Source organism: Achromobacter mucicolens, assembly GCF_029866465.1.
GTDB lineage: Bacteria > Pseudomonadota > Gammaproteobacteria > Burkholderiales > Burkholderiaceae_B > Achromobacter > Achromobacter mucicolens.
In genome coordinates, this window is record NZ_CP123364.1 from 4,366,853 (window position 1) to 4,390,515 (window position 23,663).

Annotated in this window: 21 protein-coding genes; 19 read left to right on the top strand and 2 right to left on the bottom strand. The window is 62.9% G+C overall.

The window, feature by feature from the left end:
- Positions 1 to 2: 2 nt before the first annotated feature.
- The 7 genes from QEP15_RS20045 (at position 3) to cyoD (ending at position 6,623) form a co-directional block, all read left to right on the top strand.
- Complete coding sequence (locus QEP15_RS20045; protein WP_152382369.1) at positions 3 to 491, top strand: copper chaperone PCu(A)C; 489 nt, start codon at positions 3 to 5, stop codon at positions 489 to 491.
- Between the two features lie 253 nt (positions 492 to 744).
- Positions 745 to 1,950 (top strand): HAMP domain-containing histidine kinase, encoded by a 1,206-nt coding sequence (locus tag QEP15_RS20050; RefSeq protein ID WP_152382370.1) that lies wholly within the window; start codon positions 745 to 747, stop codon positions 1,948 to 1,950.
- Positions 1,951 to 1,955: 5 nt separating this feature from the next.
- Complete coding sequence (locus QEP15_RS20055; RefSeq protein WP_180098020.1) at positions 1,956 to 2,507, top strand: response regulator transcription factor; 552 nt, start codon at positions 1,956 to 1,958, stop codon at positions 2,505 to 2,507.
- Positions 2,508 to 2,767: 260 nt separating this feature from the next.
- Positions 2,768 to 3,676 carry a ubiquinol oxidase subunit II gene (cyoA, locus tag QEP15_RS20060; RefSeq protein ID WP_063956547.1) on the top strand — a complete coding sequence of 303 codons (909 nt, stop codon included), beginning with the start codon at positions 2,768 to 2,770 and terminating at the stop codon, positions 3,674 to 3,676.
- A gap of 2 nt (positions 3,677 to 3,678) precedes the next feature.
- A complete protein-coding gene (gene cyoB / locus QEP15_RS20065; RefSeq protein WP_152382371.1) occupies positions 3,679 to 5,655 on the top strand; it encodes a cytochrome o ubiquinol oxidase subunit I in 1,977 nt (658 codons plus the stop codon).
- Between the two features lie 3 nt (positions 5,656 to 5,658).
- Positions 5,659 to 6,273 (top strand): cytochrome o ubiquinol oxidase subunit III, encoded by a 615-nt coding sequence (gene cyoC, locus QEP15_RS20070; RefSeq protein WP_056326361.1) that lies wholly within the window; start codon positions 5,659 to 5,661, stop codon positions 6,271 to 6,273.
- Positions 6,273 to 6,623, top strand: coding sequence for a cytochrome o ubiquinol oxidase subunit IV (gene cyoD / locus QEP15_RS20075; RefSeq protein ID WP_056326358.1), 351 nt, complete (start codon positions 6,273 to 6,275; stop codon positions 6,621 to 6,623). The genes cyoC and cyoD overlap by 1 nt, the downstream gene beginning before the upstream one ends.
- 137 nt (positions 6,624 to 6,760) lie before the next feature.
- Here the strand turns inward: cyoD and QEP15_RS20080 are convergent, their stop codons facing one another.
- Positions 6,761 to 9,277: an ankyrin repeat domain-containing protein gene (locus QEP15_RS20080; protein WP_280147921.1), complete on the bottom strand. Its 2,517-nt coding sequence runs from the start codon at positions 9,275 to 9,277 to the stop codon at positions 6,761 to 6,763.
- Positions 9,278 to 9,457: 180 nt separating this feature from the next.
- Between QEP15_RS20080 and QEP15_RS20085 the strand changes: the two genes are divergently transcribed.
- From QEP15_RS20085 to QEP15_RS20125, 10 genes are all read left to right on the top strand, one after another.
- Positions 9,458 to 10,087 carry a nitrogen fixation protein NifQ gene (locus QEP15_RS20085; protein ID WP_152382373.1) on the top strand — a complete coding sequence of 210 codons (630 nt, stop codon included), beginning with the start codon at positions 9,458 to 9,460 and terminating at the stop codon, positions 10,085 to 10,087.
- A 305-nt stretch (positions 10,088 to 10,392) separates the two neighbouring features.
- Positions 10,393 to 10,911 carry an Hcp family type VI secretion system effector gene (locus QEP15_RS20090; RefSeq protein WP_056326349.1) on the top strand — a complete coding sequence of 173 codons (519 nt, stop codon included), beginning with the start codon at positions 10,393 to 10,395 and terminating at the stop codon, positions 10,909 to 10,911.
- 162 nt (positions 10,912 to 11,073) lie between these two features.
- Positions 11,074 to 13,182 carry a type VI secretion system Vgr family protein gene (locus QEP15_RS20095; RefSeq protein WP_280147922.1) on the top strand — a complete coding sequence of 703 codons (2,109 nt, stop codon included), beginning with the start codon at positions 11,074 to 11,076 and terminating at the stop codon, positions 13,180 to 13,182.
- Positions 13,179 to 14,060, top strand: coding sequence for a DUF4123 domain-containing protein (locus QEP15_RS20100; protein WP_280147923.1), 882 nt, complete (start codon positions 13,179 to 13,181; stop codon positions 14,058 to 14,060). The genes QEP15_RS20095 and QEP15_RS20100 overlap by 4 nt, the downstream gene beginning before the upstream one ends.
- 24 nt (positions 14,061 to 14,084) lie before the next feature.
- On the top strand, positions 14,085 to 16,718 hold the full coding sequence (locus QEP15_RS20105) for a T6SS effector BTH_I2691 family protein (protein WP_280147924.1): 2,634 nt from the start codon (positions 14,085 to 14,087) through the stop codon (positions 16,716 to 16,718).
- The gene (locus QEP15_RS20110) at positions 16,719 to 17,810 is read left to right on the top strand and encodes a DUF6708 domain-containing protein (protein WP_280147925.1); all 1,092 of its coding nucleotides are present in this window, start codon (positions 16,719 to 16,721) and stop codon (positions 17,808 to 17,810) included.
- Positions 17,807 to 18,070, top strand: a complete 264-nt coding sequence (locus QEP15_RS26005) for a PAAR domain-containing protein (RefSeq protein WP_081100938.1) — start codon at positions 17,807 to 17,809, stop codon at positions 18,068 to 18,070. The genes QEP15_RS20110 and QEP15_RS26005 overlap by 4 nt, the downstream gene beginning before the upstream one ends.
- Positions 18,071 to 18,128: 58 nt before the next feature.
- Complete coding sequence (locus QEP15_RS20115; RefSeq protein WP_217619134.1) at positions 18,129 to 19,061, top strand: hypothetical protein; 933 nt, start codon at positions 18,129 to 18,131, stop codon at positions 19,059 to 19,061.
- A 132-nt stretch (positions 19,062 to 19,193) separates the two neighbouring features.
- Entirely contained in the window at positions 19,194 to 20,180 is a 987-nt protein-coding gene (locus QEP15_RS20120) for a hypothetical protein (RefSeq protein ID WP_280147926.1), read from the top strand.
- Complete coding sequence (locus tag QEP15_RS20125; protein ID WP_152382378.1) at positions 20,162 to 20,419, top strand: PAAR domain-containing protein; 258 nt, start codon at positions 20,162 to 20,164, stop codon at positions 20,417 to 20,419. The genes QEP15_RS20120 and QEP15_RS20125 overlap by 19 nt, the downstream gene beginning before the upstream one ends.
- Before the next feature lie 5 nt (positions 20,420 to 20,424).
- Here QEP15_RS20125 and QEP15_RS20130 read toward each other — a convergent pair whose 3' ends face one another.
- Complete coding sequence (locus QEP15_RS20130; protein WP_175155318.1) at positions 20,425 to 22,491, bottom strand: TonB-dependent receptor; 2,067 nt, start codon at positions 22,489 to 22,491, stop codon at positions 20,425 to 20,427.
- Positions 22,492 to 22,589: 98 nt separating this feature from the next.
- On the opposite strand from QEP15_RS20130, the gene QEP15_RS20135 reads away from it, so the two are divergent.
- Together QEP15_RS20135 and QEP15_RS20140 are read left to right on the top strand one after the other, a co-directional pair.
- A complete protein-coding gene (locus QEP15_RS20135; RefSeq protein ID WP_056326323.1) occupies positions 22,590 to 22,805 on the top strand; it encodes a SlyX family protein in 216 nt (71 codons plus the stop codon).
- A gap of 375 nt (positions 22,806 to 23,180) precedes the next feature.
- Positions 23,181 to 23,546 carry a DUF4148 domain-containing protein gene (locus QEP15_RS20140; RefSeq protein WP_217618677.1) on the top strand — a complete coding sequence of 122 codons (366 nt, stop codon included), beginning with the start codon at positions 23,181 to 23,183 and terminating at the stop codon, positions 23,544 to 23,546.
- Positions 23,547 to 23,663 lie beyond the last annotated feature (117 nt).

The following is a 23,663-nucleotide window of genomic DNA, read 5'->3' on the forward strand; positions in this document are numbered from 1 at the left end:
TCATGAAGAAGATTTCGATCAAACCCGTGGCCGCCGCGCTCGCATTGGCGCTGGCCGGCTTTGGCCCGATGGCGCTGGCTCAGACCGCCGGACTGACCGTGGAGGACGCATGGGTGCGCGCCACGGTGCCCAACCAGCACGCGACCGGCGCGTTCATGCGCCTGACCGCCGCCGAATCCGGCCGGCTGGTCGGCGTGGAGTCCCAGGCTGCCAAGCACGTGGAAGTGCACGAGATGGCCATGCAGGACAACGTCATGAAGATGCGCCAGGTGGCGGGCATCGATCTGCCGGCCGGCAAGGCGGTGGAACTGAAACCGGGCGGCTACCACGTGATGCTGATCGACCTGGCCAAGCCCATCGCGGCCGGCGACCATGTCGCGCTGACGCTGATCGTTGAAGACGGCTCCAAGCAACAGCGGCGCATTCCCGTGGACGCGGTGGCGCGGCCGCTGAACGCCACCGCCGCGCCGGCGGCCAGCCACGGCCACTGATCTATATATAGTGGCCCGTGCCCCAACGCGGCACGGGCGCCATTCAGTCAGACCGGTGATATCAGGGACGCATAACGCCGGGCATGGCCCGGCGGCTGGCTCCGATTCGCCATACAATGCCTGCACATCCGCCGCCCGTGCCCACCCGGCCAGGCGGCAGCCGGCCACCGCCGCCGCGCTCAGGATGCCAGCGTTCCGCGCAGCCGGGCGCCCGTAACTGCCGGCAGGCTGGCCGGCGCCTCTGTATCTGGATATGCCCGGTAGTTCCGCCTTTTCATTCCTGCGTACCCTTTGCAGCCTGCGCTGGCTCGCCATCGCGGGCCAGGCCGCCACCATCCTGCTCGTCAGCAGCCTGCTGCGGCTGGATCTGCCGCTGGAACCGTTGTGGCTGGGCGTGGGCCTGTTGATCGGTTTCAACGTCTACGCCAGCCTGCGCCTGCGCCACCCGCGCGACCTCTCCCACGCCACCGCCTTCGGCCATCTGTTTGTCGACATGGCGGTGCTCGCCTGGATGGTGGGCTGGAGCGGCGGCATCAGCAACCCGTTCGGGACGATGTTCCTGATCCTGACCGCCCTGGCCGCGCTGGCGCTGCCGCGCAACTGGGCGCTTGCGGCCGCGCTGGCCGGCGTGCTGGGCTATGGCGCCGCCGCGATCTTCGGTCAGCCCCTGCGCGGCGACGTCGATCCCCATAGCCTGCTGCTCTGGGGCCTGGGTGCCAATTTCCTGATTTCGGTGGTGGTCGTGCTGGTGTTTTCGACCCGGCTGGCCGCCGACATGCGCGCCCGTGAGCGTGAGCTTGCCCGCCTGCGCGAACGCTTCACCCGCAACGAGGGCATCGTCGCCCTGGCCACGCACGCGGCCGCCATGGCGCACGAGCTGAACACGCCGCTCGCCACCATGACGCTGCTGACTGACGAGATTGCCGCCGAAGTCCAGGACGACGAAGACCTGCGGGCCGACGTCACCACCCTGAGCCAGCTTCTGGCCCTGTGCCGGGAACGGATCCGCAATCTGGCGGTCCCAACCGCCGTGGATCTGGTTCGTGTGGTGGGGCAATGGCGCCTGATCCGCCCGACCATCGACCTGCAGCGCTCGGGCACGTTGCCCACCAGCCTGCGCGTCGATCCGGCCATCGCCCACCTCTTGCAGGCGCTGCTGAACAACGCTGCCGACGCGGGCGAGGCCGCCGACGCGCCCCGCGTGGACCTGCACCTGGAATACGGCTACGGCGCCCTGCGTGGCGAAGTCCGCGATTACGGACGGGGTTTCGATCCCGACCATGCCATGCTGCCGGCGACCAGCCTGTTCAACAGCGGCAAGCCGGGAGGACTGGGCGTGGGCCTGGCCCTCTCGCATGCCACGGTGGAGCAGTTGGGCGGCGAAATGACGATGACCGCGGCCGAAGGCGGCGGCACCCGCATCCGCTTTTATTTACCTCTCGGCAACCCCGGGACCTGAATGTGATGAATGCAAACGATCTTGGCCTGCTGATCGACGACGACGAACTCTACGTGCGCACCCTGCAACGCAGCCTGTCGCGCCGCGGTCTGGAAACCCGCACCGCCACCGGCATCGCCGAGGCGCTGCGCGTGGCCGAAGAAATCCGTCCGGCCTTTGCCCTGGTCGACCTGCGCCTGGGCGAAGACTCCGGCCTGACCCTCATCCGGCCGCTGCGCGCGCTGCGCGAAGACATGCGCATCCTGCTGGTCACGGGCTACGCCAGCGTGGCGACCGCCGTGGAAGCCATCAAGCGCGGCGCCGACGACTATCTGCCCAAGCCGGCCACGGCGCCCATGATCCTGCGCACGCTGGGTCTGGTGAAGCCAGAAACGGTTACGATCGAAACGACCATGACCCCATTGCACCGCCTAGAATGGGAGCACATTCATCAGGCCCTGCACGAGACCGGCGGCAATGTTTCCGCCGCGGCGCGCCTCCTGGGCATGCACCGGCGCTCGCTTCAGCGCAAGCTGGCAAAAAAACCGGGGCCGGAACGCGAAGTCATCGCGGATTGAATGCTGCGGGGCGACACATCTTTACAACACCCCCGTGTGCAGGTGCGACATATCGTCGCACCCCCCCCCCCTCCCCTCGGGGCGTCTACTCCCCTAGGAAAACCCTGAATCCGACGCCCTTGGGCCGGATTCCTCCCAGGCAATGCGACCATTCGTCGCACGCTTGACCAAAATCAAACCGATAGGATGGAGGTTGCTGCCTAGCAGCATTCCAGTCTGCTGCTCTGCAGCATTTCCCACCTTTCCATCCAAGGCTGTACGTGAAACACCCCCTCCTTGCGACCCTTACGCGCATATTTGGCGTCGGCGCGGTCATGCTGCTTGGCGGCTGCAACATGGAAATCCTCTCCCCCAAGGGAGATATCGGCATCCAGGAAAAGACGTTGCTGCTGACGGCGACCGGGCTCATGCTCATCGTTGTCATTCCCGTCCTCATCATGATCGTGGCTTTTGCGTGGAAGTACCGCGCTTCCAACACCAAAGCCGACTACCAGCCCAAGTGGGCTCACTCCACGGCAATCGAAGCCGTCGTCTGGACCGTCCCTTGCATCATCGTGGCGATCCTGGCCGTGATCACCTGGCGCTCCACGCACGCGCTGGATCCCTACAAGCCGCTCGTGTCCGAACACAAGCCGGTGACCATCGAGGTGGTCTCCCTGGATTGGAAGTGGCTGTTCATCTACCCCGAGTACGACATCGCCACGGTCAACGAGATCGCGTTCCCCGTGGACGTTCCGGTCAACTTCCGGATCACGTCGGCATCGGTGATGAATTCCTTCTTCATCCCCCAGCTCGGCAGCCAGATCTACTCGATGGCCGGCATGGAAACCAAGCTGCACCTGAACGCGCGCGAAATCGGCACCTACGCCGGCATTTCGGCCAACTACAGCGGCGGCGGTTTCTCGGGCATGCGCTTCAAGGCCCACGCCATGTCGCAGGAAGGATTCGACAACTGGATCAAGGAAGCCAAGGCTTCTCCCACCGCCCTGACCCCCGAGGTCTACGCGGAACTGACCAAGCGCAGCGAGCGCAATCCGGTCGTGAAGTACTCGTCGGCGCCGCCCGCCATGTTTGATTTCATTCTGGGCAGCACGATGACCAAGATGGCCGGCGTGGACTCCGCCACGTGCACCTCCACGTCGAATAATCTGATCGCAGGAATCAACTAACAATGCTCGGGAAACTCACCCTCGAGGCCATTCCGTACCATGACCCCATCGTCATGGTTACGCTGGCCGCCGTGTGCCTGGGAGGCCTAGCGGTCTTCGGCGCCATCACCTACTTCAAGAAGTGGAAGTACCTCTGGACGGAGTGGCTCACCACCGTCGACCACAAGCGCATCGGTGTGATGTACATCATCGTTGCGCTCATCATGCTGCTGCGCGGCTTTGCCGACGCCATCATGATGCGCACGCAGCTTGCCGTCGCGTCAGCAGACTCGGCCGGCTTCCTGCCCCCGCACCACTACGACCAGATCTTCACCGCCCACGGCGTCATCATGATTTTCTTCATGGCGATGCCCTTCATCACCGGGCTGATGAACATCGTCGTGCCGCTGCAGATCGGCGCCCGCGACGTGGCGTACCCGTTCCTGAACTCGCTGAGCTTCTGGCTGTTCGGCGCCGGCGTCGCGCTGATGATGATCTCGCTGTTCGTGGGCGAATTCGCCGCGACCGGCTGGCTCGCGTATCCGCCGCTGTCCGGGCTGGACTACAGTCCAAGCGTGGGGGTGGATTACTACCTCTGGGCGCTGCAGATCTCCGGTCTGGGAACAACGCTTAGCGGCATCAACTTCATCGTCACCATCCTGCGCATGCGCGCGCCTGGCATGACCCTGATGAAGATGCCGATCTTCACGTGGACCTCGCTGGTCACCAACGTCCTGATCGTCGCCGCCTTCCCCGTGCTGGCCGCGACCCTGGCGCTGCTGACGATGGACCGCTACCTGGGCACGCACTTCTTCACGAACGACGGTGGCGGCAACGTCATGATGTACGTGAACCTGATCTGGATCTGGGGCCACCCCGAGGTCTACATCCTGGTGCTCCCGGCTTTCGGCGTGTATTCGGAAATCGTTGCCACGTTCGCCCGCAAGACGCTGTTCGGCTACAAGTCCATGGTCTACGCCACGGCCGCCATCGGCGTGCTGTCGTTCCTGGTCTGGCTGCACCACTTCTTCACCATGGGTGCGGGGGCCAACGTCAATGCCTTCTTCGGCATAGCGACAATGATCATCTCGATCCCGACCGGGGCGAAGATCTTCAACTGGCTGTTCACCATTTACCGCGGCCGCCTGCGCATCACGACGCCGGTGCTGTGGACGCTGGGCTTCATGATCGTCTTCGTCATCGGCGGCATGACCGGCGTGATGCTGGCCATCCCCGGCGTGTCGTTCGTGCTGCACAACAGCCTGTTTCTGATCGCGCACTTCCACAACACCATCATCGGTGGCGTGGTGTTCGGCTGCATCGCCGGCATGATCTACTGGTTCCCGAAGGCGTTCGGCTTCACGCTGAACGAACGTCTGGGCCGCTACTCGTTCTACTGCTGGTTCGTCGGCTTCTTCCTGGCCTTCATGCCCCTGTACATCCTGGGCTTCAAGGGCATGACGCGCCGCCTGAACCACTACGACAACCCCGAATGGCAGCCGTACCTGCTGGTCGCGCTGGCTGGCGCCGCGCTGATCATGCTGGGCATCTTCTTCCTGCTGCAGCAAGTGTTCGTCTCCGTGCGTCAGCGCAAGCAGAACCAGGACGTCACCGGCGATCCCTGGGATGGCCGCACCCTGGAATGGTCGATCTCGTCGCCCGCGCCTTTCTACAACTTCGCCCACGTTCCTCACGTCGATGAACTGGACCAGTTCTGGGAAGACAAGCAAAGCGGCAAGGCCTACAAGCGCCCGGCCAAGTACGAAGACATCCACATGCCGAAGAACACCGCCGCTGGTGTCTGGATTGGCGCCTTTGGCCTGGTCATGTGCTTTGCGCTGATCTGGCACATCTGGTGGCTGTCGATCGCCGGCCTCGTGGGCATGATCGGTTCGTTCATCGTTCGCGCCTATGACCGCGACGTCGACTACTGGGTCCCGGCCGCGGAAGTCGAACGCATCGAAAACGCTCACTTTGACAAAATGCAGAAGGCCGCCTGAGCCATGATTCAAGCCGTAGCCACTCACCCCCACGCGGGTCACGACGATCACGCGCATCACGACGATGGATCCAAGACCGTTTTCGGTTTCTGGGTCTATCTGATGAGCGACTTGCTGATCTTTTCGGTGCTGTTCGCCACGTTCGCGGTGTTGTCCAACGCCACCGCGGGCGGACCGTCCGGCAAGGAACTGTTCGACCTGAACTTCGTCCTGGTCGAAACGCTGTTGCTGCTGGTGTCCAGCTTCACCTTCGGCATGGCCAACCTGAACGTGCACGCCAACAACAAGAGCCGTGCCATGGGCTGGTTGATGGTCACGTTCCTGTTCGGCGCGGGCTTCATCGCGATGGAAATCTATGAATTCCATCACCTGATCAGCATCGGCGCCGGTCCGGGCCGCAGCGCCTACCTGTCCGCGTTCTTCACGCTGATCGGTACGCACGGCCTGCACGTGACCTTTGGCCTGATCTGGATCATCGTCATGCTCGACATGATCCGCCGCCATGGCCTGGACTCGATCAACAAGCGTCGTCTGGCGTGCCTGAGCCTGTTCTGGCACTTCCTGGACATCGTCTGGATCTGCGTCTTCACCTTTGTCTACCTCCTGGGAGCCCTCTGATGTCGCACTCCGCTGCGGCCGCACACGGCCACGACGATCACGCCGCCGATCACGGCAGCCTGAAGTCCTACATCATCGGTTTCGTGCTCTCGCTGCTGCTCACCTTCGGCTCGTTCGGCCTGGTGATGCACGGCGCGCTGTCCCACACCGCCACCATCATTGGCGTGGTGGCGCTGTGCATACTCCAGCTGCTGGTCCAGCTGGTGTACTTCCTGCACATGGGCGCATCGAAGTCGTCCCGCGACAACCTGGCCACGTTTGTCTTCACCGTGATGATCATCTTCATCATCGTCGGTGGTTCGGCCTGGGTGCTGTACAACATGAACGTCAACATGGGCCACGCCATGTAAGACGGCCTGCCGTTCAGGCAAGCAGAACAGGCGCCCTCGGGCGCCTGTTTTTTTTGCTGCGCTCAAATGAAAGCCACGACCGCGCGTGGCGGGCAACACGGCGGCGGCGGGCTGCCGTGCCGGCGCGCCCGCGTGGGTCAGCGCGCCGGGCCGGCCGCCGTAAGGGCCACGTCGGCGCGACGCGCCAGTTCCGTGGCCGTCACGCCAACGAAGGGCTGCACGCGCGCGGTCTGGTTCAGATCGCACCCCGCCGGGCCTGCGGCCGCATCGAGCACCTGCTTGACCGCGCGTCCGCCCATCGGGCTCACCGGACCGCTATTGCCCAACTGCCAGGCCAGCACATCCGCCACGGCCATGCCGCAACGCGCCGGCGTCCGGGGCGTGCCGCCGTATTCCAGCAACAAGCGCACCTTGTTGTCCTTGCCCAGGCTCAGCATGGTCACGAGCGGCAGCGCGTCCGGCGCGGCAACGCCTTCCAGCCGCAGGTCCGGATCGCTCCGGTCCGTGGGGTCCGCCCCCGCCTTCAACCAGGCCTCGTACAGATCGTCGGGCAGCCACGGCAGGCCGAGCGGCGCGATCCGGTTGCGCAGTGGCACCGCCGCGTCCGCCGCGGCCGCAAGCGGCACGCCCGCCGCCACCAGGCGGTCGGCGGTGGCGCGCAGCCGCGCGCGCTGACCGTCCCATGCCGCGCTGTTGCCGTCGGCCGCCGCGCGTTGCTCCGCGCGGTTCCACACCGACAACAGGCTGGACAGCGGCTCCGTGGACAGCGGCGCCTGAGGCGGGCGCGCGGCCTGTACCAATTGATCGATCAGACCCGGCTGAAGATAGCGGGCCGCCAGCGACAGGCCCTCGTCCAGTCCATTGCGGTCCGGCTTCTCTTTCGTCGCGCCGTAGCCGCCCACCGCGGGATCGGCCCCGTGCGCCAGCGCAAACGTCACGCGCTCGGGGACGGGATAGGTCGCGGCCGGCGTCAGGTCGCCGCCCGGAAATTCGCGCAACGCCGAGAGCAGCGGCGTTTCCCACATGGGGCTGTTTCCGTAATACATGCGGATATAGGCGGCATTGATGTCCGCGCCGCGCGCGAGCAGCTTTTCGGCGAACCAGAAGTTCTTCGGGGTTTGCAGCGCCGCGTGCAGCAGCGAGCGCCCATTCTTTTCGCGCGCGTTCGGATTGGCGCCCTTTTCCAGCAGGTAGACCAGGTTGTCCTTGCTGTCGCTGTAGTAGGAGATGCGGCGCATCAGCAGCGGTGTGCCGTTGGAGTCCAATGCATCCACCGGCGCGCCCGCGGCGATCAGCATGTCGGCCAGCGCGTAGCGCTCTGCGGCCGGGCGGGTGTCCTTGGCGTCGGGCAATGCGCTGGCCACCAGCGAGAACCCGTTGTCAGGACCATCCGCCTTCGCGCCCGCATCCAGCAGCGCGCGCACCATCTCGAGCTGTTTGCGCGACACGGCCACGGCCAGCGCGGACCTGCCGTATTCGTTCACGCCGTTCGGATCCTGACCGCCGGCAAGCTCGGCGCGCACCGCGTTCACATCACCGGCCTGGATCGCCTGAAAGATCGCCAGGCGCGGACGGCAGGCCGTCGCATCAAGCGCCGGGGTTTCCAGCGCGGCGCCGATGCGGGCGGCAACGTTGCCGGGAATGGCTTCCTTGGCCGCAAGGCGCCGCGTGCAATACAGCCGGTAGTCCTCGCGCGCCAGCGCCTCGTAGTAGGCGCGTTCCTCGCGCGACGTCTCGCGCTGCTTCCAGCGGGCGTCGGCGCGGTTCAGGTAGGCGGCGGTGCGCGACGGATCGCGCCGCAGCACGTCGGTCAGGATGCGGTCCGCTTGCGCCGTGTCGCCCGACTCGGCCAGCCAGAAGCCGTAGTCGTTCAAGGCGGTCGTCATCTCGGCGTCCTTGCCGTCCGGATCGATCTCGCGATAATCCTGCGCCATCACAAAACGGCGCAGATCGGCCAGCGCCCGCTGGAAGTCGGCCGTCTTGGCGCGCGGAATGGCGCGCGCCACCTGATGCAGGGTTCGGAACGTGGCCGTCACATCCGGCGCCGTCTGGTGCTCGAAGCGCACCTGCGCGGGAAACGCGTCCAGCCGCGACGGATACTCGCGCAGCGCCGCCTGCAGTGTCGTCATGGCCTGCGCCCGGCGCGCCTCATCCCACGGCCGGCCGCTCGTGACCACGGCAAGCTGCACGTCTGCATTCACGGATGCAGCCTCGCCCTTGCCGTCCACCAGAAACCCGGTGGCCTTGCCGGCCGGGGTGCGGCGATCGGCCAGGCCGACCCAATAAAAGGCTTCGCCTGCGCGCGGCGACCTGACCGCCACATTCTCCTCACGCGAGGCCGTCCAGCCTTCGGGGTCGATCACCAGCGGCTGCGACCGGAAATCCAACCGGAAGTCCTTGCCCCCCTCGCGCACATAGCGGTACAGGTACAGGCGGTTCTCCATCTGCCCGACAAGCACCACGTCCTTGACGTTCTCGGTACCCCAGACCCGGCGCTCGGGTTCGCGCAGCGGGTAGCGCGACAGGCGGATCGATTCGATGACCGCGCCGATGTCGGATGCCAGGGCCGGTGGCGGCGCTGCCGCCATGCCGGCCAGCGTCAGCGCGACGGCGCCAAACAGACGGGTGACAACGGGGCGGAACGGGCGCGGCATGTAGCGGAGACGTCGGCAATGAAAGGGATGCCGATGATACCTGTCCCCGCTGGACACCCTCGGGTATGTCCCAACGGGGATTGACCCGTAGATGGCACAAACCCGCCGATTATTCGTTATATAGTCGCCCCTACATCGTTTAGTTAACACCTTAGCAAACCGTTTCCGCAACAGATCATCATGGACGCCGAGCCCGTGCCGCCCTTTACTCCCGACCCCCGCATCGCCGATCGGGCCCAACGGTTTGCCGACGCCTTGTTGCGTCACGCGCCTCCCGTCCATCCCGATGCCGGCTTTTTTGCCGCGGTCCTGGGTACCAGCATCGCGCACGAGGACCTGGCCCGCAGCGGCTTGTCGCCCGCCGAACTGAAGGACCTTCTGGACTATCTGTTCCCCGGCGCCCTGACCGGATTCGACACGTCCCTGTCGGCGCTGCGCGAACAGTTCGCCGCCTATGTGGGCAAGGGCGCCAGCGATCCGCAACCCGGGTTCACGCTACTGATGCGCGTGCTGCTGGACGCCTACCGCGCGCCCGGCCCCGAGTCGACCCAATGGGTCAGCAGCATCCTCGCGCACGCCTGCCTGCGGCCCGATCACTTGTGGCGCGACCTGGGCCTGTCCGGACGCGAAGACGTCACCGTGCTGCTCGCGCGCCACTACCCCGGGCTGGTGAGCCGCAACGTCGACAACATGCGCTGGAAGAAATTCCTGGCCTACTCCGCCTGCGAACACGCCGGCCTGCCGGCCGCGGCCGCGCCCGGATGCGGCGACTGCGAGGACAGCGAGTTCTGCTACCGGGCCGCGGCATAAGCAGCGGGGCGGGCCATATTTGACCCGCCCGGGCCAAATATGGCCCGGTCTCTTATCTTATGAATCAACGGCTTACGATGAACCGGGTCAAAACTGGCCCGGCTCATCGCGCAAACACGCGCGTGGCCGGACAAAGACGGCGGCCCGCGTGCAGCGCATTCGGCGCTTTTTGTTCGTAGAGCGTTGATTTCACAGCAGTATTTTTCGCTTAGCCAAACCTGGCACGGATTTCGCATATGTCGTTGCATCCCACCTTCGGGATGCTTCTGGCCCCACCGGGCCCAACGACGACACAGGAATCCGTCATGCCTACTCCCGCCTATATCAGCATCACCGGCAAGACCCAAGGCAACATCACCCAGGGCGCCTTCACCGCCGACTCGGTCGGCAACGTCTACGTGGAAGGCCACGAAGACCAGATCCTGGTGCAAGAGATCGAGCACCGCGTCAACACCCCGACCGACCCGCAAAGCGGCCAACCCTCCGGCCAGCGCGTGCACAAACCCTTTACCTTCACCAGCGCGCTGAACAAGGCGACGCCGCTGCTGTACCAGGCCCTGGCCGCCGGCGAAATGCTGCCCAAGGTCGAAGTGAAGTGGTACCGCACTTCCATTGACGGCAAGCAGGAGCACTTCTTCACCACCGAACTGGAAGACGCCACGATCGTGGACATCACCAGCGTCCTGCCGCATGCGCAGGATCCCAGCAAGGCGGACTACACCCAGCTCATCAAGGTGGCCATGGCGTATCGCAAGATCACGTGGACGCATGCGATCGCCGGCACGGAAGCTTCGGACGACTGGCGCAAGCCGCTGGAAAGCTAAGCCGGGCGCGACGGGCCGTGCCAATCGCCGCACGGCCCGGCCCCTTCGCGCTCATCGCGCCTCACAGGCGCCGGAGTTGCCACACCGGTAACTCAGTCCTCTTCTTGACCATCTGCGGCCATAACGATTGCCCCAATCGTCATGGCCGCACAGGATACCGAGATGCCCCGTTTATCCGACATGCGGTTCACGTTCGCCCCCATCGCTGCCAGCGCCAACTTCGAAGTGATCGAATTCACGCTCGACGAAGCGCTCTCCTCGACCTACCAACTGCGCGTGGAGCTGTCCAGCTTTGACCCCGCGGTGGATTTTGGCGCGCTGCTGGACCAGCCTGCGCTATTCACGATCTGGCGCGGCGACACGCCCGTGCGGCACGTGCACGGCGTCGTCACCGGTTTCGAGCAAGGCGATACCGGTTTCCGAAGGACACGCTACCGCGCGGTCGTCGAACCAGCCTTGGCGCGCACGGCGCTCTGCTCGGACTGGCGCATTTTCCAGCAGCAATCCGTGCCCGAGATCCTCGAACAGATCCTCAAATCCCATGGCATCACCGACTACGAACAGGTCGCTACCAACGAGCACCTGGCGCGCGAGTACTGCGTGCAGGCGGGCGATACCGACCTGCAGTTTCTCGATCGACTCGCCGCTGAAGAAGGCTTGTTCTACCGGTTTGTCCATTCGGACCATGGCCACCGCCTGATCCACGGCGACCGCATCTACGTGCACGGGACGATCGACGGCGGTCCCGTGGCTTACAACCCGACGCCCGGAGGCGACCAGCCGGAACCCGCACTGCACCGCTTCACCTACGCCGAGCACGTGCGCACCGCGCGACAGACCCACCGCGACTACACCTACACGCATCCGCAGTACGACCAGGAACACTCTTCGGTCGCGCGCGACATGCCCCATCACTCCACCCGTTACGAACGCTACGACTATCCCGGCCGCTACAAGCGCGACGAAGCCGGCAAGCCCTTCACCCAAAGCCGCCTGCTGGGCCTGCGCCGCGATGCGCGCATGGCCACGGTCGAGGGCGACGACGCCCGGCTCGTGCCCGGCGTCGCGTTCGACCTGACCGGCCATCCGCGAGAGGACTGGAACCACGGCTGGCGGCCGGTGCGCATGCGCCATCACGGTGTGCAGCACACGAGCCAGCAGGAAGAAGCTGCAGAAGCCTTGCAAGGAACCCAGTACCGCTACACCGCCGACATCATCCCGGACCGCGTGGACTGGAAGCCGGAACCCGCTCGCAAACCCCGCATCGACGGCCCGCAAATCGCGTCGGTGGTGGGTCCCGCCAACGAAGAAATCTACTGCGACGACTACGGCCGCGTGAAGGTCCAGTTCCCGTGGGACCGCCTGGGCAGGCACGACGAACACAGTTCCTGCTGGATCCGCGTCTCGCAAAACTGGGCGGGCGCCGCGTGGGGCCACATGGCGATTCCGCGCATTGGACAGGAAGTGATCGTGGACTTTCTGGATGGAGATTGCGATCAGCCCATCATCATCGGACGCACGTATCGCGCGACCAACCTGCCCCCCTACGAATTACCGCAGCACAAGACGCGGATGACGATCAAGAGCAAATCGCACAAAGGCGACGGGTACAACGAGCTGCGTTTCGAGGATGAACTGGATCAAGAAGAGATCTACGTTCATGCGCAGAAGGACCAGAACATTCACGTCAATCACGACGAGACGACGTTTGTGGGAAATGACCGCAGCGAAAGCGTCGGTCGTGACGAAATGCTGAGAGTCGGACAGGACAGGCAAGACCGGATCATGCGCGACGAGCGCATCGATGTTGGCCAAGACCGGCATCTGATCGTCAAACGCGATCAAATCATCGTTGTTGAACGAAGCCAGCAGGTGTCGATCTCCAAGGATTACCTAGAGGAAATTGGTAACCATCGAGTGGAGCGGATCGCAGCGGACTACAAGACGACAGTGGGAGGCCACATCGAAATCGACGTCGAAGGACATCATAGACTTCGAGCCGCCCAGATGGCCTCTATCACGACACAACATCATGAAGTCCATGCGGACTCGATACGCTGGAGCACGCCCGGCGGCGTTCTCTCGTTGGATTCTGGAGGTCTGAAGTTCAATGGCGCGGCCGTCAATTTCAATGCGGGCAACATCGATCTGTCGGGCGGGCAAGGCGGAGTTCCCCTCAACCTCGACGGAATGCCCATCGTGGGCGAACCGGTGTGCGTTGGGTGTTGGATCAAAGCTGCCGTCGATCACAGCCCGGTGGTGAAAACATGAGCGAGCTGAGTCGGAAACTCTTCACCGAGCTGTCGGCACCAGGGCCGCAGCGCCACCTGATCGCGGTAAGCGACATCGCCGGACTGGACGATTCAATGCGCCATGCGGTGAACGATCTATTCGGCGGCCGCTGTTATCCGCTACTACAAAACGAGAAATGGGCTGCGCTGCGCCCCTACTCGCCGCTTCTTCTTGCAGCTCGCTCCACGACTCTCGCAGATTGCGGCAACCTGATGGAAGCGTTTCACGGCCGCCTTCTCAATGCTCTACAGGGGTGGATCATCAGCACACAACCGGCCGACGCACTGGCAACCCATCTTAGCGATGCGATGCTCGCGAGGGGGCCCGACGGTTGCACGTACTTGCTGCGGTACTACGACCCTCTGGTGCTGCCGATACTTCACCAGAGGGCGGATCCCGGCTGGTGGAACTCCTTTGTCGCGCCGATTGTTTCTTGGTGGGTGCCGGGGGCCAACGTGGAGCGCCGGCTGTGGGGTCGTGTTCCGGGTCATGGCTCCCGAGCCGGCAACACCTTTCCGCTGGAGATGCTGACCATGGACGCCGACCTGTGGCAAGCGTTGGCTGAAGACCCATTTCCACATCGCTTGCTCAGAGAAGCACAAACACACGAACCGTCCCTGTTCGACACGGATTGCCGGTACGTCAGGCTTGCGCGGGTTCGAACACACCTGAAAGCGGCAGAAATGCTGGGCTTGTCATCGTCTGAAGATCTCCATGACTACGTCTTCATGGCATTGAGCCGGCCCGCTCAACAGCTGAGGGATGACTCGCAGTGGCAACTAGCGCTCCAAATGGCCGCATCGGGCAACGAAAGGCTCGGCGCAGCGTATCTGGCGCTTGTCAGTCAGAAAGCCTGAACCTTAAAAGATTCGACAATTTCTATGACCAACTCCATCGACGCTATCGAGAGGTTGTTTTTATCAAGCGGCAACGCTGCAAATCGGAATCCCGCAAACACGCCTACGGGCCCCTGCGTGGGATGCAAGCGCTCGGTAAAGATACTACCGCTTCGATACGGCGTTATCGCCAGCACGGATGTGTCTGCGCTGAAAATACTGGCCCCAGATCGGCCCCCTACCCTTGGAAAGGCGCTTGTGCCCAAATTGAGCACGCCGCGCTACGCCATACGCTGGCTCCGAGAGGGATATGTATACGTGCTTACCAAGCGGATTGGTGGACACTTCACGTGCGAGGCGACTTATCAGGTACACGCGAGCGGCCTACTGCATCCCGTGTGGCCCGACAATCCCGGTGTACCTCGGACGGGCATTGCCGCGCTCGGATCATGGACCATCACCCTACCAGACCCCGAGGATGTGGAGGAATCGCGATTCCTGTTTTCGAGAGATCCACTGAGCCCCGTCATCTTGGCACGCTATCGCGATATCAGCGCCTTCCGCAATCGCTTGCAAAAGTTCGACGTTCGGGGTCTCGTTCAAGGATGCAGCGTTTATCACGACGTCCTTGCTCCAGACGAGATCCCCGCCAGAGTCGCCGAGTATCTCACAAGCTCCAATCCGGCTACCCAAAACGCGCTGGAAGATCAGGCGTTTCCGCCTTTTCGGAGCGGACTCAATCCCGGTGCCGCCCCGGCCGACATGGGTTCGATCTTGACCAGCGTTCATCGGGAGCTGTGCGTAGACGAAGGATTCGCCTTTGTCCTGGAGGATGCAATCGGCATCGCGCAGGAGCTCAATACTTGGCGCAACGACGCGGTCGAAAAAATGCGCCCCTGGCTGGAAACGAAAGACCACGAGGGTATCAGTAACGAACGCCGTTACGCCGTGGCCCAGGCACTGGACAACGTCAAGTCCGCAATGCAGAAAGGTCACCTGGCGCGTGCGACACGGCGAGGTGAGCGGCTATTGGAACAGGTCACGAAAATCAACGCTGGGTACCCACCCGGGTTGCAGTTTGGAGGTCAATACCAGCATCTTTACACGCCCGAACGCGTACGAGAGATCGCAGCCAAAGAATCGGCGACTGCCTTCGATAGGTATCAGAAGCTTTTGGACTGGGATACCGCCAAGGCAGGTGTACAGCGCGAATTTCATCAACGCGACAAAGCGGTCCAGCAAGAAATGGATGCGCGTAGCGCGGATCACCTGGCCTGGATTGCGAGTCCGGCGATGCTCGCCGCGCTTGACTTGTACGACCGGGACGAGCCAGTGTGGGGGATGGCCTTTGCTGAACAGATCGGCCTGAGCGTGATTGGTCTGAACGGATGCCCTGATGGCAACTCACATCTGGAAAGCTGGTGGACCGACACCGAGATTGGACCGGGAAATTTGGGGCTGCGCGCGATGACGCGCAATCAGATTGCCATCGAGGTTGAAACAAGGATGGCACTGGCAAAGGCTAAAGCGGACGACGTCTTGACTGTTGATAACGCCGCCTTGCTGCTCGGTACGGCGGGGGAACATTTTAAGAATGTGGCTGACCTTATTGCGAAGTCGGATGCGGCAGTCGACGCGGCTAGAAAGGCAGGCACTCACGCTTGGTTCACCGGCAGGCCACTGGGGCACGTTTTTACGCTCTTCGCGCAGCTCAATCAGTTCGTGCTCAAGCAAGTGCCAGGCAACGCCGTTGACCGCCGATTACTTGTTCCCTTTATGGGCCTGATGCACGCCCAATTGGGGCGTGCAGCAACGAACATACGGCTTCAAGACCTGGCGCATGCGGGTCAGGCTGCCAGCGCGTCGCGCGTTTCCGGTCAGTTGAATGCACATATCGGACGCGCCCGAGAAGCGCTTGCGCGCGAATTCCAGACCGGAGGTAACAGCGAGTTCTACAAAATTCGAGGCGGGGCAATCATCGCGCTTATCGAGGCCGTCTTGCTCCTGGCCAAGGGTAGCGCCTCTGACAAGGACACACGGCAGTGGGCGGAGTTGACTGCCGCAGGACTGACAACGGCGGCCGCAGGTTTCGAGTTGGCTGCGATGAGCGTGGGATCGGTGGCTGCAAGGTATGGTGCGCATACAGTGGCCGGCAGGGGAGCAAGGATTGCCTTAGGCGGCCTCAAGCTGGCAGGCGGAGGATTAGCCACCATTGGAGGGGGGATTCTGGTCGCATTGGATGTCGCAGAAGTGCGGAGAGCCTTTGCCCAAGGCAAGTCAACGTTGGGCTTAGCGTACGTCGCGCACGCCGTTGTAGCCATGGGCATTACCGGAATCTCCGCGTCCATATCGCTATCGACCTCCGGCCCGCTACTCCGTTGGATCCTTCTAAACACGGAGCGGCAACTCCTTCGAGCCGCCCTGCCCGTACTCATTCGCCAAGCAGAGAGCCTCGCAGCCGTCCACATTTCTGCATTGCTCGGTTTAGCGTTGGGATGGAGCACAGCCATAGGTCTGTTGATCACCGCGGCGATTTGGGTGTTAGAGCCAGACGAGATGGAAACATGGTGCGTCCACTGCTGCTTCGGCTCGCGCTCGCAGGATAGTTTTGCCAAGCCATTCGTAGACGAGGCGACCGAACTACGGAAATTGTATGAAGCTTTGAGGACGGTGAGCTGAATGTATTTTATCGAAGCGCAGGCCTGGGCAATGCAGACAACGGCAACATTACGTGGGGAGTATGAGGATGCCATTAAGGTAGCTACAGCGGATGAAAAGGAGCTTAAGGCCAATATCGGAAAAGAATTTGTACGGGAGATCGGCATTGATGAGAAAGTCAGCGAGCATCCCAGTGCTACAGGCTCGATCTACGCGTTTAACGATATCTATATCGAGCTTCGAGCTGGCGCACTTCAAGATAAGCGTGGTTTCCTTACGCTATTCACTTTGCCGGCGCTCTATCTAGTGTTGACGCTGCTGGAGATGAGTACCATCTTCAGCACAGTGTGGTGGACTCACGTCTATCCATGGTCGAGCAGGCCGGCAGATGCGGGCGACTACATTGCCGCTCTTGCGTTGCCCCTGATAACGCTGGCGCTGATTCTCGTGCTTCGTCGATTTGCATGGCGCTGGCTACGCCTCGAAAACTTTGTTCAACGCCGTCTGCTGATCCGCTTCAATCGCATTACTCGCCAGGTGTATCTGCACCGTCCTCGATACGCCGGTGGAATTGCGGTCCTCGCATGGGAACAGGTCTCGGCGGAAGCTGGGGTGGGCAAGCCTGAGGTTTCCGGCACGGGCACTCAGCTTTTGCTGGCCTGGACGCAGGACATGACGGGACTGCCTCACAGTCACCTCATGTTTGTGGGCAAGACGGCCGATGGGACCAGCGATTTGATCAATCTCTGGGAGTTCATTCGGCGATACATGGAAGAAGGCCCCGATTCCGTGCCTCGCCCCCGCAGACTGCTGACCAAGCTGCCTTGGCCTTGGCTGTCGCTCGCGGCCCCCTGGAGCTTCCTTAAGCCGCTTTGGCGAGCTGGCCAGCGGCGGCTAGTCGTTTGGCTGTCGGTGTTGCTATCTCCCGTCATGTTGATTCACGCAGCAGGGCATTGGATTTCGCTGCTCCTGTGCTGGGAGCCGCGCTGGCCCAAGATCATTCGCCAAGCGGGACTGCCAGGAAAACCGTGCCCCCCCCTGTCGGTGGCAGCCGACTGGCCACCTGTTCCCCCACCGACGAACGCTCCTCATCCCCATACGGGGCGTCCATGAACAAACCATTTGTTGTGTTGAGCGATTCGACCACACACGCCGGGAAGGTGGTCTCAGCGACGACCGGCTTCACCGCAGGAGGCTCGCCCGTGGCAGGGCATGGAGATGCCGTTCAATGCCCCCTCCACGGTGCCACTTCAATCATTGCTAGTTGCGCCGGCTTCCAAAGTAACGGCAAGACCCCTGCCCGCGAGGGTGACAGCACTTCGTGTGGCGCCATACTAGTTGCGTCTCAGCGCGGCGTGAACGCAGGAAGCTAGCCGTACTGGAGGGCAAAGACTGATGCCGCACCCAAAACCCCTACTCACGTTTCAACAAATGCTGGCCAACCTGAAGGCGCGTCCGGATTGGCAGGCGCTTCCAGACATACGGGTTGCCATGTGGCCGCAGCAGGTCAGCTTCTGCGACGACATCTCGGACGAACGGCTATTCAACGAACAGTACATTGAAAGTCGCCTATTTGCAGGAAAGGCAGCGTTCGTTCTCTACCTATTGTGTGGTGCCACATTGGCCTCGCTCGTTTGCTTCGCCTATGACGCATGGCTGAGCCATTCTGCGGGCAGCACGCTCTACAGCTTTCTTTCCAAGAGCTGGATATTGCTGACTTTCGCCGCGTTCACAGGCGTTTTGGCGATTGCGCTCCTGAAGCTGGAGCCGATATGCGTGCGCTTTAATCGCCAAGCTCAGGTCGTCCACATCTACAAGGGGCGGAAAAACGCAGCAACGGTTGCATGGAGAGACGTGCATCCTTTCACCGAATTCAGTCCGTCCGCAGACGGCAAGTTTGCAATCAACCTCGTGTTTCAAACGGGGCCGACCGCTCTCGCGATGGCTTCCGGAGCGTTCGACATCGGCGACGAGTCGGCGCTCGTCGACAACCTCACCCGTCTCGAATTCCTGCGACGCTACATGGCCGAAGGCCTGTGCGCGATCCAACCTGATCCGGCACGTACACCGTACAGACCCAGCGGCTTTTCCAAGGCAGTCACGTTCAAGGAAGATGGGCTGCTCACTTATCTCTTCGCGATCCTGCTGGTGAAGCCCGCCTACTACCTCGCCGGCGGCCCCTTGATCGATCGCCATCTAGTCCGTCGCACGGCGAACGTCGAGTGGCCGGAGGAGGTGGAGCGCTTGTGTTCGCCGGGCGCTGATGTGACCGGTTATGACGCCACGCCCGTGCAAGCGAGCAGGGACGTCTTTCACCGCTTCAATGGCCGCGGATTCGACTTGGTAAATCTACAAGGCAAGTGATCGGTTGAGTACGCGTTACCTCACCCCAAAATCAATTTTCCGCCGGCCGGCCTTTCTCATATCGCCACTAACGGATTCTGTTCGGCTTATGGCTTCCACGGAGCCAGTGTCGCCACTGAATATGAACCACTCATGACCGAATTGCAGCCAACCCACAGCTTTGACCAGATGTTGAAAAACTTGAAGCGGAGATCAGATTGGCAACAGCTACCTGACATCCGTCTCGCGATGTGGCCTGGCCAGGTAAGCTTTTCCGACGATCTCTCAGATCGGAGTCTGTTTAACGAGCGATACATAGAGAGCCGGATCTTCGTCGGAAAGCTGGCTTTTGTTCTCTATCTCGTATCCGGCGCATTCATCTTCACGACGAGCGCGTTCGTGTGGCTTATTTTCGACTGGATATCAGGCGGCGGGTCTGTGGCAGAGGGGCTGGTGCTGCACTGGGACATGGGCGCCTTTGGACTGTTCTGCCTCGTTTTAGGATATGCGCTGAGCAGAATTACACCTGCTTGCGTCCGATTCAATCGCCAAGCTCAGGCCGTTCACATCTACAACGGAAAGAACAAGGCAACTACGGTCTCCTGGCGAGACGTCCACGCGTTTACCGAATTCAGCGCGTCCGCGGACGGTAAGTTCACCCTTCGACTCGTGTTCAAGACGGAGCCCTCCGGCCTCGCCATGACCTCCGGCGCTTTCGATGTGGCTGATGAGTCAGCGCTCGTCTCGAACCTCACCCGCCTCGAGTTTCTTCGTCGCTACATGGCCGGGGGCCTTGCATCCATTCAGCCCGATCCGCATTGCGTTTCCGCCCAGCCAAGCGGGTTCACACCGCCCGTCATGCTGAAAGACGACGGTTTGATCGACTTCCTCATCGCAAAATTTGTAGTGCTGCCGGCGTACTTATTGGCGGGCGGCCCGCTGATCGATCATTATCTGCTGCGGCGCGCTGCCGACGCTCAGTGGCCAGCCGAGGTTGAACGCCTTTGTGCACCAGGAGCCGATCTGAGCGGCTACGACACGGCTCCCGTGCAGACCCATGAACACGTGTATCACCGATTCAACGGCCGAGGATTCGACTTGGTGAATTCGCAAGGAGCTCCATGCAACCCATCGTCCTAGTCGGCCATCGCCACGCCTGCCCCACTCACGGCAGCGGCACTGTCATTACCGGCGCTGCGCAAGCCCACGTCAACGGCCGGCCCATCGCGCGGGTTGGGGACAAGATCAGCTGTGGGGCAGTGATCGTGACCGGGTCGTCCACTGCCACGCTGGAGGGACGGGCCATCGCCCGGCTGGGCGACACCACGAGCCATGGTGGAGTATTGGTCGAGGGAGAATCGGCGTGGCTGGTGGACTGAGCGCATCAAAACCGATAAGTCGCCCCCACCCCAACGCCAGCATTCCGGCCGGGCGCCGGTTCGTAGTAGCGTCCGTTCGCTTCGTTGACGATCACCGATCCCGCGTAGTCGCGATCGAACAGGTTGTCGACGCGGGCATAGGCGTTCAGTTTCCATTGGCCCACCTGCTTCACGTAGCCGACGCTGGCAGCGGCCACGAAGTAGGCGGGTGCGTCCGCGTTGTTGGCATCGTTGACGTAGATCTTGGACAGGTAGCGGCCTTCCACGCCTGCTTGCCAGCCTTCGGGCGGCGCCCAGGCCAGGGACGCGAAGGCCGCCTGGCGTGCGATGCCCGGGATCTTGTTGCCGGCGCGGATGTTGCCCGAACCGTCGTCGGCGTAGCGGGCGTTGAGCAGCGTGTAGGCCACTTGCGTGCGCCAGTGCTGCGCGAATTCCCCGGACCAGCTCAGTTCCAGGCCATCGCGGCGAGTGCGGCCGGCGTTCTGGTAACTGGTGCGGCCGCCTGAACTGCCGGCGGAGACGATCTCGTCGTCGGTGCGGGTATGAAAGACTGCAGCCGTCAGCAGGCCGCCTGCCATGCGCGCCTTGATGCCGGCTTCAAGGTTGGTGCTGACCGACGGCATCAAGCCGAAGTTCAGGCCCGGGTCGCCGTCGGGCCGGTACGAGATTTCGTTCAGCGTCGGCGTCTCGAAACCGCGCCCATATGAGGTGTAGACGCTGACGTCGTCATTGACGGCGTAGCGCAGCGCGGCGACGGGCAAGGCCTTGCGGTAGCGGGCGCTGCCGCTGTCGTCGGCGTTGCCGGGGGTGATGTAGTGGTCGTCGGAATCGAAGCGGACCGTGCTGTATCGCAGGCCGGCGTCCAGCGTCCAGCGGTCCGCGAAGTTCCAGGACGCCTGGACATAGGGGTCGGCGTTGTAGACGCGGTTGGTCTCGTCGCGCCGCAGGGCGCCCTGCACGCCGAGTTGCCGGCTGGGGCCCGCGCCAGTGAAGTTCTGGTAGCCCTTGCGGTCTTCCTGCATGGCATCGTAGGCAAAGCCGCCGATCAGGGTCAGCGCCCGGCCGCCCAGGGCAAGCTCGGACGTCCAGCGCACGTCGGCGCCGCCGTATTCGCGTTTGAGGTCGATGACGCCGCCGGCTTGCGTGGGTGGGATTTGCACCGCGGGAGGAATCGACTGGTACTGCGTCGTGTCGCGCTGGCCGTAGTAGACCATCACGCGCAGCGCGTTGCGGCCGTCGACCTGGTGGTCGAAGACCAGCCCGCCCTGCGTCTGCTTTACCGTCTTGCGCGTGTTGTATTGCTCGGCAAGCGGCGCGCTGCGCGGGTCGTCCTGGAACTGCTGGTAGGTCAGGCCCAGCGGATCCTGCGCCTTCAGGTCGACGCTGTTGACGACCAGCGTCAGGCGGCTGTCGTCATTCAGTTGCAGGCCGAGCTTTGCATTGCCCAGATTCTTGCGGGCGGCGCTGTGGTCGCGATAGCCGTCGGTGGTGAAGCGCGACAGGTCCAGCACATAGTCCAGTTGACCGGCGCCCGTGCCCGACACCCCGCTTGCCATCGCGCCATAGCGCCATGTGCCATAGCTGCCGCCCCAGCCGCTGGCGGTGATCTCGGGCGGGTCGGCGCCGTCCTGCGTGAAGACCTGGATGACACCGCCGGAAGAGTTGCCGTACAGCGCCGAGAACGGGCCGCGCAGCACCTCGACGCGGTCGATGGAGCCGATGTCGATATTGGAGGTCTGCCCCTGGCCATCCGGCATCGTTGCGGGAATGCCGTCCACGTAGAGGCGCACGCCCCGCACGCCAAACGTGGAGCGTGCGCCAAAGCCGCGGCTGGATATCTGCAGGTCTTGCGCGTAGTTCTGGCGGTTCTGGATCTGCAGGCCCGGCACGCTTGCCAGCCCTTCAGACAGGTTGATGCCCGGCTGCTGCCAGCGCATGGCGCTGCCTTGGACGACGTCGACCGAAGCCGGCGTCTCCAGCACCTCGGTGCCCAGCCGTGTGCCGGTCACCACCACCGGGGCCAGCGTGTCGGCCTGCGCCAGCACGGTGGCAGCCGGCGCAAGCGCCAGTATTGTGCCCGCCGTCCACCGCCAGGTCCCGCTGTCCCGCCATTGCCGCTGTACCAAACTTCTCTCCTGTGCCTGGGCGGGAATGGGTTCTAATACCCGCCATGGAAAATACGCAAGACATTGAACGCCGGCTGTTGGACCTGGAGGTCAAGGCCAGCTTCTCGGATGATCTTCTGGAGCAGTTGAACCAGATCATCGTCCGCCAGCAACAGCAGATCGACCGGCTCATGCGCGAGGTCGCCGACCTGCGCCAGCAGGCGCCCGAGGGCGCAGCCCCTTTTCGCAGCCTGCGCGACGAACTGCCGCCGCACTACTGATTGCGAAGCCTGAAGGCGCTGCAGCCTGGTCATCCTACCCAAGGGCCCTGACTGGCGCATCCGCCATAGGGGCGCCCGCGCCCGCAGCGAATATCGTGCCCGCTGCGCGGGGCCATCGGGTTCGTGGCCACGGCTCGTCGAAGCTGGCGGGGCGCGTCGGCGACGCTGACACTATCTCACGACCAAACGTTCCATCAGCGGCATCAAAGCCTGAAATACGGCCAGAATTTTCCATTGGTGGAATTATCTTTTACGGATATCCGGGTTTATCCGCATTCTAGATCGGCGCAAGATTCAGCCATCGGGAAACAGCAACGAACCACGACGGAAAGGCCGCCGGATTCGCTCCCAGGCTCTAGAAATCGGAGGTTTACCATGAAGACCCTTGCGACCGCTGTGATGTTTTCGCTGGCTGCACTGAGCGCCGGCGCCTACGCCTCGCCCAACATCGAACCCAACAACGTGCCCTTCCAGGGTGTCTATGGCACCCCCTACGAAGGTCCGACCCGCGCCCAGGTGCAGGCCGAACTGGCCGCCGCGAAGGCCGCCGCCAAGGCCGCCGGGATCAACACCAACGCCGAACCGAACAACACGCCCTTCCAGGGTGTCTACGGCACGCCGCACACGGGCAAGACCCGCGCCGAAGTCCAGGCCGAACTGGCCACCGCGAAAGCCGCGGGCCAGGTGTCGAACGTGGAACCGAATGACATGCCGTTCGCGGGCGTGTATCGCGGCAACTGAAGCGGCGCAGATTTACCCTCCCCTTGTTGTATGTTGGCCGCCCGGTTGGGCGGCCTTTTTTTGGCGTACTATCGGCTCAGATTCATGATGCAGACTCGCTTACCGCCAAACCGGCTG